13 protein-coding genes are annotated in these 14,065 nt (G+C 39.9%); 5 read left to right on the top strand and 8 right to left on the bottom strand.

Annotated elements, in window-relative coordinates; genetic code table 11:
* The first annotated feature begins 91 nt into the window (after positions 1-91).
* Positions 92-1,870, top strand: coding sequence for a DEAD/DEAH box helicase (locus MED217_RS07440; RefSeq protein WP_009779882.1), 1,779 nt, complete (start codon positions 92-94; stop codon positions 1,868-1,870).
* Between the two features lie 74 nt (positions 1,871-1,944).
* A complete protein-coding gene (locus tag MED217_RS07435) occupies positions 1,945-2,742 on the top strand; it encodes a carboxypeptidase-like regulatory domain-containing protein (protein ID WP_040532652.1) in 798 nt (265 codons plus the stop codon).
* Between the two features lie 79 nt (positions 2,743-2,821).
* On the opposite strand, the gene MED217_RS07430 is transcribed toward MED217_RS07435, so the two are convergent.
* The 3 genes from MED217_RS07430 to MED217_RS07415 form a co-directional block, all read right to left on the bottom strand.
* The gene (locus MED217_RS07430; RefSeq protein ID WP_009779880.1) at positions 2,822-3,064 is read right to left on the bottom strand and encodes a CBU_0592 family membrane protein; all 243 of its coding nucleotides are present in this window, start codon (positions 3,062-3,064) and stop codon (positions 2,822-2,824) included.
* On the bottom strand, positions 3,061-3,714 hold the full coding sequence (locus MED217_RS07425; RefSeq protein ID WP_009779879.1) for a TrmH family RNA methyltransferase: 654 nt from the start codon (positions 3,712-3,714) through the stop codon (positions 3,061-3,063). Before MED217_RS07425 ends, MED217_RS07430 begins: the two co-directional genes overlap by 4 nt.
* A gap of 65 nt (positions 3,715-3,779) precedes the next feature.
* The gene (locus MED217_RS07415; protein ID WP_009779878.1) at positions 3,780-6,110 is read right to left on the bottom strand and encodes a CHRD domain-containing protein; all 2,331 of its coding nucleotides are present in this window, start codon (positions 6,108-6,110) and stop codon (positions 3,780-3,782) included.
* 135 nt (positions 6,111-6,245) lie between these two features.
* Here MED217_RS07415 and MED217_RS07410 point away from each other — a divergent pair, with 135 nt between their 5' ends.
* Complete coding sequence (locus tag MED217_RS07410; RefSeq protein WP_009779877.1) at positions 6,246-6,926, top strand: SIR2 family NAD-dependent protein deacylase; 681 nt, start codon at positions 6,246-6,248, stop codon at positions 6,924-6,926.
* Here the strand turns inward: MED217_RS07410 and MED217_RS07405 are convergent.
* Positions 6,895-7,368, bottom strand: a complete 474-nt coding sequence (locus MED217_RS07405; protein WP_009779876.1) for a heme-binding domain-containing protein — start codon at positions 7,366-7,368, stop codon at positions 6,895-6,897. The genes MED217_RS07410 and MED217_RS07405 overlap by 32 nt on opposite strands.
* A 39-nt stretch (positions 7,369-7,407) precedes the next feature.
* Between MED217_RS07405 and MED217_RS07400 the strand changes: the two genes are divergently transcribed.
* On the top strand, positions 7,408-7,953 hold the full coding sequence (locus MED217_RS07400; protein WP_009779875.1) for a hypothetical protein: 546 nt from the start codon (positions 7,408-7,410) through the stop codon (positions 7,951-7,953).
* A gap of 89 nt (positions 7,954-8,042) precedes the next feature.
* Positions 8,043-9,383 carry an adenylosuccinate lyase gene (gene purB / locus MED217_RS07395; protein ID WP_009779874.1) on the top strand — a complete coding sequence of 447 codons (1,341 nt, stop codon included), beginning with the start codon at positions 8,043-8,045 and terminating at the stop codon, positions 9,381-9,383.
* A gap of 183 nt (positions 9,384-9,566) precedes the next feature.
* Here purB and MED217_RS07390 read toward each other — a convergent pair whose 3' ends face one another.
* From MED217_RS07390 to MED217_RS07375, 4 genes are all read right to left on the bottom strand, one after another.
* A complete protein-coding gene (locus tag MED217_RS07390) occupies positions 9,567-10,748 on the bottom strand; it encodes an acetate/propionate family kinase (RefSeq protein ID WP_040532648.1) in 1,182 nt (393 codons plus the stop codon).
* Positions 10,749-10,758: 10 nt separating this feature from the next.
* On the bottom strand, positions 10,759-12,855 hold the full coding sequence (pta, locus tag MED217_RS07385) for a phosphate acetyltransferase (RefSeq protein ID WP_009779871.1): 2,097 nt from the start codon (positions 12,853-12,855) through the stop codon (positions 10,759-10,761).
* A 138-nt stretch (positions 12,856-12,993) separates the two neighbouring features.
* The gene (locus MED217_RS07380; protein WP_009779870.1) at positions 12,994-13,530 is read right to left on the bottom strand and encodes a DUF4252 domain-containing protein; all 537 of its coding nucleotides are present in this window, start codon (positions 13,528-13,530) and stop codon (positions 12,994-12,996) included.
* Between the two features lies 1 nt (position 13,531).
* Entirely contained in the window at positions 13,532-14,056 is a 525-nt protein-coding gene (locus tag MED217_RS07375) for a DUF4252 domain-containing protein (protein ID WP_040533341.1), read from the bottom strand.
* Positions 14,057-14,065 lie beyond the last annotated feature (9 nt).

Genomic DNA, 14,065 nt, shown 5'->3' with positions numbered 1-14,065 from the left:
AAATCAATTTAGTCAATCTCTGATTCTTACGTCAATTAACTGTATCTTTGCGCCCTCTTAAATCGACGATGATTTAAGATAATTTTTTTATATGAGTACATTTAAAGCGTTAGGACTTAATGATGCCATCTTGCAAGCTGTAACCGATATGGGTTTTAAAGCCCCTTCTGAAGTGCAAGAAAAAGCCATCCCGGTCCTACTAAGAGAGGAGACCGATGTCGTGGCCCTCGCACAAACAGGAACGGGTAAGACGGCCGCATTTGGTTTTCCGCTTATTCAAAGAATTGATGTAAACAACCGCAACACACAAGGCTTGATCCTCTCGCCTACCCGCGAACTTTGTTTACAGATCACAAACGAACTAAAAAACTACTCAAGCCACGTAAAAGGCTTGAATGTAGTTGCGGTTTATGGTGGTGCAAACATTCAAGAGCAGGCGCGCCAGATAAGTCGCGGTGCTCAGATTATTGTTGCGACTCCGGGACGTATGCAGGATATGATGCGACGCAATATGGTTGATATTACCGGTATTGACTATTGCGTTCTTGATGAAGCAGATGAGATGCTCAATATGGGCTTTTATGAAGACATCACCACCATACTTGCAGACACTCCAAAAGACAAAAAAACATGGTTATTTTCTGCTACGATGCCCAAAGAGGTTGCGCGCATCGCCAAGCAGTTTATGAAGTCTCCTATCGAAATTACCGTAGGAACAAAAAATATGGGTGCTGAGAATGTTTCGCACGAGTATTATATGGTTAATGCACGTGACCGTTATCAGGCGCTTAAGCGTCTTGCTGATGCAAATCCTGAGATCTTTTCAGTGATCTTTTGCCGAACTAAGAGAGATACGCAAAAAGTAGCTGAAAACCTCATTGAAGACGGTTACAATGCTTCGGCGCTTCACGGGGATCTTAGTCAGAATCAACGGGATCTGGTAATGAAGAGTTTCCGTAATCGTCAAATTCAAATGCTGGTTGCTACAGATGTTGCCGCACGTGGAATTGACGTAGACGATGTAACTCACGTGATCAACTATCAGTTGCCAGACGAGATCGAAACCTACACCCACCGTAGTGGTCGTACAGGACGTGCGGGTAAAACCGGAATTTCGATGGTTATCGTTTCAAAAAGCGAGTTGCGTAAGATCAGAACTTTAGAAAAAATCATCAATAAAAAATTTACGCAGAAAGAAATTCCGTCAGGGATGGAGATTTGTGAAGTACAGTTGATGCACCTGGCAAATGATATTCGCAACACGAAGATCAATGAAGAGATCAATCCGTATTTATACAGCATTAATGAGGTGTTAGAAGGATTGAGCCGCGAAGAAGTAATCAAGAAAGTGTTTTCAGTAGAATTTACCCGTTTCTTTAACTACTATCAGAAAGCAAAAGATCTTAATGTGGCTGTTAAGGCAGATCTTAAAGAAGAATCTGGTGAGTCTACCAGATTCTTCATTAATGTAGGTGGAAAAGACGGTTTTGACTGGATGAGCCTGAAAGACTTTTTAAAGGAAACTACCGGTCTTGGTGATGGAATTTACAAAGTTGACTGTAAAGATTCTTTTTCGTTCTTTAATACCGATACGGAACACAAGGACACTATTCTTGCTTTATTTGAAGATTTTAAGCTGCAAGGACGTCAAATTCACGTAGAAGTCACTAAAGACACCCGTGGCGGTGGCGGCGGTGGAAAACGCAAAAAAGGAGGAAAAGGCCGTGGCCGTAGAAATGATTCTGGTTTTAATGGAAACCAACGCGGAAGAAATTCTAAAGGCAGCGGGGAGCGACGCGGAAAGAGCAAACCGAACAAAAAAGAAAATAAAAGTCCGTTTTCTGGCAAACGCCGAAGAAGAGACCGATAATTTTTGAAAAAAGGAGACGGATTTGTCACGTTTGGTATGATTTTTCCGTCTCTTTTTCTAAATTGGCATCCTCTATGAAAAAGCTTGTATTTCTCCTGCTACTTATGGTAGCTCCTTTTTATCTTTCAGCTCAAGAATCAGAAACCGCTTCTGCATCTCAAGAAGATGAAAATTACATAGAAGGTACCGTTCTAAATTCGTCTACAAACGAACCGCTTGATGGTGTAAACATCATTAACCTCAACACGGTTAAAGGAACCATCTCAAAACCAGACGGAACATTTAGGTTAAGAGCTTCTTCTAACGACACGCTTTATTTTTCCTTTTTAGGATTTAAAAGTTTACAAATACGTGTGACCAATGACTGGAAACGCTTTGGAGACGTAAAAGTAAAAATGACCGAAACAGGAATTGCCCTTGAAGAAGTAGTCGTAAAGGATGTAGAGCTTACAGGATACCTTGAGATCGACGCAAAAAATGTCCCGGTATACAAGAACGTTCGTTATAGTATTTCTGGCTTAGAAAGCGCGTATGAAGGTGGTAATTCGCAACCCGGAGCGATCAATAAGGTATTGAGTGCTATTTTTAATCCGGCAGATTTTCTCAACAAGGTTTTTTCTAATAAAGGTTCGCAGATGCGGAAACTGCGTCAGATGAAAGAAGATGACAATATTAGAGATCTTCTGGTTACCAAATTTGACCGTGAAACTTTATCAGCTTTACTGCAAATTCCAAGAGAAGATATCGAGACGATTTTGAGCAGATGTGATTACTCTGAAAGTTTTGTAAAAACGGCTAACGATCTACAGATTCTTGATGCGCTTAGCAGTTGTTACGAAGAATACCGCGTACTTAATCGAGATAAAGGTTAAAAAGTTTTCAGCTACTTTAAACTGTGTAATGCAATTCTATTTCTTTCAGTATCCAGAAAAACTCAGTTAAAACAATATACTATTTTTTTAGCCTGATTTTCTGAATGACCGAAATCAACGAAGTAAACGCCCAGACACCTTCTAAAATAATAAAGGGCCAATACTCCAGTAAAATACTCGCACTGCACGCCATTGAAGCACCAATTGTATTTAATAATAAAAAGAACCAATCGCTGGTCGTTACTTTTTTAGCCAGATTGAGTACATAAGCCAATAGTATTTGAAATACGCCTAGTGCTCCCAGCCAGTCTACTAAAGTCATAACGTAGTTTTAAATTGTGCTACTAAAGCGTCATAATCCTTTAAATTACGCTTGAGCCAAAGCGTTTTGATTTCTTCAATATCTTTTGGTTTTAATTTCCAGTCTAAACTGGAATTGCGCAAACGTTGGGTTAATTCCTGAAGTAAAATTGCAGCACATACCGAAATATTCAAGCTTTGTGTAAAGCCAAAGGTTGGGATGTAGATATATTCATCAGCCGCCTCGATCACCGTCTCTGTGAGACCATCTTTTTCACTTCCGAAGAAAAGTGCTGTAGGCTTATCTAGTTTGAAATCTTCGAGTTTGTGCGCCGTATGATGCGGAGTGGTTGCCACGATCTGATACCCTTCTGACTTCAGCTTTGCCAACGCATTTTTTGTAGAGTCATAGCGTTTAACTGAAGTCCATTTCTGCGCGCCCATAGCGATCTCTCGGTCGATACGTTTTCCTTTGAGCTCTTCGATCACATGAATATCCTGAACCCCAAACGCATCACAACTGCGCATTACTGCGCTCGTATTGTGCAAATGCCCCACATCTTCGATTGCGACCGTTAAAAAACGCGTTCGCTCATCAAGAACCTGCTTAAATAAGTCTTGCCTGCGTCGCGTCAAGAAAGTTTCGAGATACTCAATTAATTCTTTTTTCATAACTGCCGAAAATAAAAAAACCCGACCAATAAATGGCCGGGTTTGTATTTAAGAATTATAAATGCTTATTCAACATTTGAACCTACGTTACCTTGAGCAACAATAGTTCCCAGATCATCTGCACTTAAGTGTACATTGATGTATCCATCAATCGCGATCATTTCATCGTAAGTGATCGCATCACCACCATTTGCAGTACCGTCTTCAGCATTAAATGCAGACACGTTAGTCTGACTCATTCCTGAAGTTCCATCTACTGTGGCTAAGGTAATTAAAATAGCTCCAGGCGCATCAGCTACAGCTCCTGCGTGAATGTGTGCAGGATGCATACCACCTGCCGGAGTACCATCAATATCAAGGGTTACTAAAGTTTCACCACTTAAACGCTCTGCAAAAGTAGCTGTACCGCTAATTCCAGGCACATCTTTCGTATCAAGATCATAAGTCATACTCTCACCGGTAAGTTCGTTTTGACCTATGTCTCCTTGAGCAACTAAAGTTGCCAAATCATCTGCACTTAAATGGAAGTTGATATAACCATCAAAGTCTAATAGGCCTTCATAACCAATTTCGGTTCCGTCATTTAAAGCTTCAATATGCGTAACACTCATTCCGGTTGTCCCGTCAAGCGTTGTTAAGGTCTTAGCAATTCCTCCGGTTTCTGCAGCAGAGTTGTTATGAATATGTCCTGGGTGCATTCCGCCATCAGGAGTCCCATCTAACATTACAGTTACTAAGGCTGCACCACTTTTACGCTCTGCAAAGGTTGCAGTACCACTAATTCCAGGCACATCTTTGGTTACTAAATCATATTCTTTAGATTCTCCGGTCAATTCGTTTTCACCAATATCACCTTGAGCCACTAAAGTTGCCAGATCATCTCCACTCAAATGGAAATTGATATAACCATCAAAGTCTAATAATCCTGCATATCCTATTTCAGTCCCATCATTCAATGCTTCGATATGTGTAACACTCATTCCGGTAGTTCCGTCAAGTGTTGTTAGAGTCTTAGCAATTCCTCCGGTTTCTGCAGCAGAGTTGTTATGAATATGTCCTGGGTGCATTCCACCGTCAGGAGTTCCGTCAAGCATTACAGTTACTAATGCTGCACCACTTTTACGCTCTGCAAAGGTTGCAGTACCACTAATTCCTGGTACATCTTTAGTTACTAATTCGTAGTCTTTAGTTTCACCGGTCAATTCGTTTTCACCAATATCCCCTTGAGCAACTAAGGTTGCTAAATCATCTGCACTTAAATGGAAGTTGATATAACCATCAAAGTCTAATAATCCTGCATACCCAATTTCAGTCCCATCATTTAAAGCTTCAATGTGTGTTACACTCATTCCGGTAGTTCTATCAAGTGTTGTTAAGGTCTTAGCAATACCTCCGGTTTCTGCTGCAGAATTGTTATGAATATGTCCCGGGTGCATTCCGCCGTCAGGAGTTCCGTCAAGCATTACAGTTACTAACGCTGCACCACTTTTACGCTCTGCAAAAGTTGCTGTACCGCTTATACCCTCTACGTCTTTAGTTACTAATTCGTAATCTTTAGTTTCTCCGGTTAATTCGTTTTCACCAATATCACCTTGAGCAACAAGCGTTGCCAAATCGTCTGCACTTAAATGGAAATTGATATAACCGTCGAAATCTAAAATTCCGGCATATCCTATTTGAGTACCATCATTTAATGCGCTTATGTTGGTTTTACTCATACCTGTCGTCCCATCAAGAGTCGTTAAGGTAAGTGCAATACCACCGGTTTCTGCAGCAGAATTGTTATGAATATGTCCCGGATGCATTCCGCCGTCAGGAGTTCCATCAAGCATTACTTCTAGTAAAGCTTCACCATTTACACGCTCAGAAAACGTAGCTGTACCGCTGATTCCATCAACATCTTTGGTTACCAAATCATAAGACTTAGTAGTTCCTGTAAGATCGTTTTGACCAATATCACCTTGAGCAAGCAGTGTACCTAAATCGTCAGCGCTTGCATGTACATTAATGTATCCATCAAAATTTAGAAGGTCATCGTAAGATACCGGCGTACCGTCATTAGTTTGAGTAATGTTAGTTAAGCTTCTTCTTGAAGCACCATCTACAGGTTCTAAATCGATTGCGATATCACCACCTTCTGCTGCTGTGTTTAGGTGAATATGCGCAGGATGTGAACCCTGAGTTGTTGAAGACAATACGATACTTACATCTGTAGAACCGTCTTCTTTTTCTACAAAAAGAACGCTTCCGCTCACGTCAGGATCAGAAACTGCACTTAAATCGTAGGTCATTGTGTTGCCCGTCGATTCCCCGGGAATAACGTCTAGGCTATCATCATCATTACTACAAGAAGCAGCAATAAACAGTGATAAAGCCAAAAAATAAAACTTTTTCATAAACTGATTTTTTGAATATTTATTAATTATTTCTGATTGGAATTTATTAAATCATAAACCCAAGCACTAATAATTACGAATAGTTTAACCTTTTGGTTTTCCCAGATGTTAATTATTTTTGACTAAAATTTTATTGTGAAGCATATTGTAGTACTTACGGGCGCCGGAATCAGCGCAGAGAGCGGACTCAAAACGTTTAGGGATGCTAATGGTTTATGGGAAGGTCACGATGTTATGGAAGTTGCCAGCCCAGAAGGTTGGAATAAAAACAGAGCTTTAGTTCTTGATTTTTATAGTCAGCGTAGAAAGCAACTCAAAGAAGTATCCCCTAACCCTGCACACGAAGCATTGGTTAAACTTGAGGAGCAATTTAAAGTAGATATTATTACGCAAAATGTTGATGACCTGCACGAGCGCGCCGGAAGTTCCTCTGTGATTCATTTACACGGTGAACTGTTAAAAGCACGTAGTACGGTTGATGAAAACCTTGTTCTCGACTGGAAAGAAGATATTAATGAAGGAGATCTTTGTGCAAAAAATAGTCAGTTGCGACCACATATTGTTTGGTTTGGGGAGATGGTTCCACTTCTGGATACCGCGGCGGCACTCACTGCTAAAGCCGATTACATCTTAATTGTAGGAACATCTATGCAAGTATATCCCGCGGCAGGATTAATTAATTATGCTAAACCGGATGCTGAAGTATTTTTTATAGATCCTAAACCCAACATTCGTTCACAAGCCAACTTAAAAGTCTATGCCGAAAAAGCTTCTACAGGCGTCCCTACTGTGGTAGCGCAGCTCCTGAATAATTGATGCGTGCAGTTTTTGCCCAATTGATCAAGGCTTCGGTTTGTGCTGCATCAAGTTTTGCTTCGGTATGAATTAACGTATAGGATTCTAACGGCATACTTTTACGCTCAATCTCTTCAATGAGTTCGTCTAACTTATGATCCTTTCGCTTTACGGAATATTGCTCCCATTCTGAAAAATTGAGATGTCTTTTTCCGTCTTTGATATGATCTTCAAGATAAAAACTCACAGGTGCCAAATTAGAATACCAAGGATAAGTCGTTTGATTACTGTGGCAATCGTAGCACGCACTTTTTAAAATTGCAGCCACCTCTTCGGTAGGTTTTGTTTCCTGTAAAAAAGGCGCTAGGGATTCATAACCTTCTTCGTTTTTATCTACAGGTATAAACTGAATTACAACAAGCGCAACTAAGGCAAGCATTAAAAAGCGTTTTATCCAAATCATATTGTTATTTTTATTCTGTTGAAATTAATCATTTAAATAATGACCAAAGCGCAATGGGCAGATAAAGTTGCTTTGATTTCCGCACGATTGGAAGAACGTAAAGCCTTAGGAAACGAAATACTCAAAAATCCTGAGTGTGTTTCCTATTCCCTAGAACTTATAAAACAACAAGATTCACTTCTCGCTACAAATGCTGCATACGGCTTAGACATCGCTTTGCGGAAGCGCATAGAACTGCTTCAACCTGATCTTAAATTATTTCTTGAAGTGCTAGAACTGAATAAAATTGAAACTGTTTCAAGAATATTGGCCAAGATTTGTGAATTGCTTACCGCAGCTTCTATAAAAAAGAAAACGATCGTATTAAACGCTAGCGAGCAACAACAAATTATAGCCCGGTGTTTTGACTGGCTTATAACCGATGAAAAGGTTGCCGTCAAAGTTTTTGCAATGCAAAGCATTTATAATTTAAAAGATACCAAGCCCTGGATACAAGACGAACTTAAGGCGCAATTAACGCTTCAATACGATTCCAGTACCGCTGCATTTAAATCCCGTGCATCAAAACTATTGGCTGACTTATAAGTGAGTCTCATTCAATTACATTCTTATACTTTCTCGTTTGTTACTAGCATTGTGCTGTGTATATTTGCGCTTTTAACCAAAAAGCAATTATGTCTTTATCTTTAGAAGCCGTATCACCTATAGACGGTAGATATGCCAGTAAAACCGAAGCGCTCTCAGCATACTTTTCTGAAAAAGCGCTTATAAAGTACCGCATAAAAGTTGAAATCGAATATTTTATCGCGCTTTGCGAAATTCCTTTACCACAATTGAGCGAATTTCCCAAAGAGACTTACCCAAACCTTCGTGCGATCTATGAAGATTTTACTACCGAAGATGCGCTCAAAGTAAAAGAAATTGAAGGCGTTACCAACCACGATGTAAAAGCGGTTGAATACTTTATAAAAGAAAAGTTTGATGCTTTAGGTCTTACCGAATCTAAAGAGTTTATCCACTTTGGTCTCACCTCACAAGATATCAATAACACAGCGATTCCTTTAAGTTTAAAAGATGCGACCAATCACGTTTATCTTCCACAACTTTTGGAGGTTGTAGATCATCTTAAACAACTGGCCGATGAATGGGAGAGCATCTCAATGCTTGCGCGTACGCACGGTCAACCCGCTTCTCCTACCCGTCTGGGAAAAGAAATCGAAGTTTTTATTGTGCGCCTTGAGGAGCAGATCAAGCTTTTAAAAGCTGTACCAAGCGCAGCAAAGTTTGGTGGCGCGACTGGTAATTACAATGCGCATCACGTGGCGTATCCTGAAATCGACTGGAAAGCCTTTGGTAATACATTTGTAAACGGGACTTTGAAATTACACCACTCCTTCCCTACCACACAGATCGAGCATTATGATCACATGGCTGCATTATTTGATAATGTGAAGCGCATCAATACCATTCTTATCGACTTGAATCGTGATTTCTGGCAATATATTTCTATGGAATATTTTAAGCAGAAGATCAAGAAAGGAGAAGTTGGTTCTTCAGCGATGCCACATAAAGTAAACCCTATCGACTTTGAAAACAGTGAAGGGAATTTAGGAATCGCGAATGCTATTTTAGAGCACCTTTCAGCAAAACTTCCTATCTCCAGATTGCAGCGCGATTTGACCGATAGTACGGTTTTACGAAATATTGGCGTGCCTTACGGTCACACGTTGATCGGTTTCCAAAGTACTTTAAAAGGCTTGAACAAATTATTGCTTAACGAAAGTAAATTTGCCAAGGATCTTGAAGACAACTGGGCTGTGGTGGCTGAAGCCATTCAGACGATTTTACGCCGTGAAGGTTATGCAAATCCATATGAAGCTTTAAAAGGACTTACACGTACTAATGAAGCGATCACGCAAGAATCTATGCACGCTTTTATAGAAACGCTAGACGTGAATGACACGATCAAAGAGGAGTTAAAAGCAATCACTCCGGCTAACTATACCGGTGTATAATGCGCTATAAATTTTCGCTAAATCTTTTTCTTGTAGTACTGCTTTATGCAGGAATTCTCATTGCGGGCCTCGCTGGGATTCTTACAGAGGCATACATACTAGCAGGTTTAGCGATTATTTTTATGATATTAATAATCAGGTTAATTAAAACGAGACGCAAAGATTAATGCGTCTCGTTTTCTTTTAGATCAACTCATAAACTTGATTGGCGATCTCTAATTCTTCATTGGTAGGAATCACCATTACTTTCACTCTAGATTCAAGAGCATGAATCTCTCGTAAGCTTTTAGAGCGTTGCCCATTCAAACTCTCGTCAAGGCTTATGCCTAGGAAATCCATATCCTTACAAACTTTACTTCTTATAGTGCTGCTATTTTCACCAATCCCGGCCGTAAAGACAATGGTGTCCAGTCCATTTAAGGCGGCAGCATACGCACCAATATACTTTTTAATACGATAAGCATTCATATCCAAAGCAAGTGCACAGGTTCGGTCTCCGGCAGCAGCAGCGGCTTCTATATCACGTAGATCACTGTGTCCTGTAAGTCCAAGCATTCCACTCTTTTTGTTGAGTAAATCACTAACTTCTTTGACCGAGTAGCCCAGGTGTTCCTGCATAAAGAATACCACACTTTGATCTATATCGCCTGCTCGTGTTCCCATTATGAGTCCGTTTGCTGGACCAAAACCTAACGAGGTATCAATCGCTTTACCGTCTTTAATCGCCGTCATACTGCAACCATTTCCTAAGTGAATGGTTATAATTTTAGCATAAGGATCATCAAGATGATTCAGCGCCTTTTTGCTTACATACTTGTGACTGGTACCGTGAAAACCATAAGCTCTAATTCTGGATTCTTCCATTAAATGCTGCGGAATCGCATATTGATACGCTTTCTGCGGAACACTCTCAAAAAATGCGGTGTCAAACACACAAACCTGTGGTGTATCTTCAAAGAGTTTTTCGGCAACTTCGATTCCCGTTAAGTTAGCAGGATTATGCAACGGAGCCAGCGAAAACAAGCGTTTGATATTTGCTTTTACCTCATCATTAACTTTGATGGTTTTGGTAAATTGTTTCCCACCGTGTACCACACGATGTCCAACGGCATCCACTTCGGCAGCATTCTTAATCACACCGATCTCAGCACTCATAAGAAGGTTTGCTACTTTTTGCAAACCTTCAGCATGATCTTTAAAATCAACCTTTTCTGAAAAATCAGCCGTTTCTGTTTTATAGGAAATACTTCCGTTTTCGATCCCGATTCGTTCTACTACTCCACTGGCCAAAACGCGCGTTTCGGGCATTTGAATAAGTTGAAATTTAATCGAAGAGCTTCCGGAGTTTATTACGAGTATATTCATTTAAAATCTTCTAATTAAAACCTTGTGCTTGTATCGCCGTGATGATTACTGTGTTAAAAACATCTTCGGTAGTACAACCGCGACTCAAATCATTTACCGGCTTGTTTAAGCCTTGTAGCATAGGACCAATGGCCAGAGCGCCGGTTTCACGCTGTACCGCTTTATAGGTATTATTTCCTGTATTCAAATCTGGAAAGATCAAAACACTCGCCTGACCGGCAACTTCAGAATCGGGTAATTTGCTTTTTCCTACTGCAGCGTCTACCGCAGCATCATATTGAATAGGACCTTCAATTTTAAGGTCTGGACGTTCTTTTTTGACAATTTCGGTCGCTTCACGTACACGATCGACATCTGCACCTTTTCCTGAAGTTCCTGAGGAATAGGAAAGCATTGCGATCTTAGGCTCAATGCCAAAGGCCAAACTACTTTCTGCGGAAGAAATCGCGATTTCTGCCAGTTCTGTAGCTGAAGGATTTGGGTTGATCGCACAATCTCCAAATACTGAAACACGATCTTCAAGACACATAAAAAATACCGAAGACACCACTGAAACACCGGGCTTTGTTTTAATAAACTGAAGCGCCGGTCTAATCGTATGCTGCGTCGTATGCGCCGCACCACTTACCATGCCGTCTGCGTGGCCTTTGTAGATCATCATCGTGCCATAGTATGAAACATCGGCCATCCAATCGCGGGCAATGTCACGATTTACATTTTTATGCTTACGCAGTTCATAAAAAGTTTCTACATAATCATCAAAATGCTCAGACTGCACGGGGTTGATCACCGAGATTTTATCTAAATCTAAGGCAAGCCCCAGTTGCACAGCTTTTTCTTTCACTTTCTCCACTTCGCCCAGCAAGGTAATTTGAACAATATCTAATTCTACGAGCTGAATCGCAGCGGTCAATATGCGTTCGTCTGTCCCTTCGGGCATAACGATATGCTTTTTAGCCGTACGTGCGCGCTTCATCAAACCATACTGAAACATTCTTGGCGTAATTCCTTTAGGTTTTAAATTGATCAGGCGCTCAATAAGTTTATCAAAAGAAACCTCTTTAGAAAAAACTGTAAGTGAAGTTTCGATCTTAGGTTTGCTGCTTGCGTAAATTTGAGATTTGATGTTCCCTACTCTATTCGTCACCGAAAAAGTTCCGTCGTTTACTGAAACAATTGGCACGATTTGAGAAAGTCCCTGTATTAATTGTAAAATTGGTTCTTCAGGCTTTAACCCTCCGGTTAATATAATCCCGGAAATACGCGGGTAATTGGTTGAAATATTCGCCTGAAGCGCTCCAAGAATTATATCAGCTCGATCTCCCGGAGTAATTACCAGACTATCTTGTTTTAAATGCGTCAAATAATTACGCAGCTGCATAGCACCAACTCCAAAATTCCCGGTTTGATTGTCTAGAAATTCGGCACCAAATAAGACTTCGCCATCTAACTCTTCTACAATCTCTTTGATTGTAGGTCGCGCTAGCTTTTCGGTATAAGGAATTGCAAAAACTTCAACAGAATCAGGTAAGAAATTGCTCAGTCCGTTTTTAGCAACCATTAAATTTTCCTCTTGAACTTTATTGGCCACCACCGCCAAAACTGAAACATCTTTCTCTAAAAACGTAGTATATGCAATTTGCAAACTCCCTAGAAGTTCATCTTCGGTTTTATTTACACCACTTCCTACAAGAATTACCGGTAAGCCTAAATTTTTTGCTACCAGAACATTAGTGTCAAACTCAAAAACACTTCCTTCTCCTGTAAAATCTGATCCTTCTACCAGAACAAAGTCAAAACGGTCTTCTAGATTTTTATACTTGGTAATGATCGTATCGAGTATTTCACCAGACTTCCCTTTATTACGTTTTTTGATCAACTCGCTGCTGGTAAACGCATACGCATCTTCATAATCGAGTTTGATATCAAAAAAAGAAAGAACCGTACTTATATGATTGTCTTTACCGGTGTTTTTACTATCGTCAATAATGGGCCTGAAATACCCCACTTTGGCCGTCTTACCTAAAAGCGTGCGCATCAAACCAAGCGAAACAATAGATTTACCACTATTAGGCTCGAGCGTCGCGATATAAATTCCTTTATTCATAGCGTGTTAGATTGTTTAGGTAAAATTACAATTTAAGAACTAAAGTAATTACTGACTTATGTCATTGTTTAAACCTGTTCTAAATAAAAAAGGGAGTCTAAGAGACTCCCTTTTGTTTATATGCTAATGGAGAATGTTTTAATTGAAAACATCCATTATTCCTTCAAATTGCGCGGTGTTTAAAGCGGCACTGCTGGTATCCATAGTTTCGGCAAAACGTACCATATCTGCTACATTCATATCGTTACCCAAAACACGAGCAAGAACGAAACCTTTGCTGTTATCCTGAGCAAAAACAACAACCTCATCGATAGCGTCTTCATCACCTTTAATAAAAATGCGCATACGCTGCTCGGTGCTTCCTAACTTCATCAACTCGTCATAATTATCGCCTTTGAGAATAGCTTTTACCTTTCCGGTTTCACTGGTATAAAAAGCGGTGTCTTTTAACGAATAAGCTAACAAGTTGATTTTTTTAACCGACTCGATCACCTTTTTTTGCTCTGGAGATAAAGATTCACTTTTAGCACTGATCAAGCTGGTAGGCAAGTCAACCATAATAAAGTCTTCGTTCTCTTTACTGTCTATATAATATTCTTGCAATGACTGCTGATTGTTACAACTCATAAGAGTTGCAATCAAAAGCAGCATCAAACTGAATTTAAACGCTTTCATCTTAATTTACTTTTACATTTTTTAATTCATCGCTTCCATCAAAGTTGATGCTATTTGCGATCTTACCTATTTCTCTCAAGTCTATATTACCTGTGATCTTGATGAGTACGGTGTCGTCATCGTTATTTTCACCATCTATAAACATCAGGAACTCGCTTACAAAATCATCGCTTTTTCCCGGCTTGTAGTAAAAATTCACATTTTTACCTTCATCCTTTACACTCATAAGCTGCTCCAGTTTCTCACTAGCTTTGTAAGCGCTAAACTCACCTTTCATCGCCTTTGCTGCATTAGCACTTTTTGTTGAGAACACTTTTATATCTTCAAGGCTGTTCACCATATCGATATAATTTTTCATCTCAGGATCTTTAGAATCGAGATCCATCTTTCCTAGTAATTTGAACATCTTCTGATTAATAACCATTGCGGTTACATCTTTCATATCTTCAAATCTGTCAAAGCTCTTTTGAGCATAAGTGGTAAGGCTAAAGCCAACTAACATTAAGGTAACTACTAATTTATTCATCGTTTTTTG

This window comes from Leeuwenhoekiella blandensis MED217 (assembly GCF_000152985.1).
Lineage (GTDB): Bacteria > Bacteroidota > Bacteroidia > Flavobacteriales > Flavobacteriaceae > Leeuwenhoekiella > Leeuwenhoekiella blandensis.
This window is presented reverse-complemented; position numbering and strand designations above follow the sequence as displayed.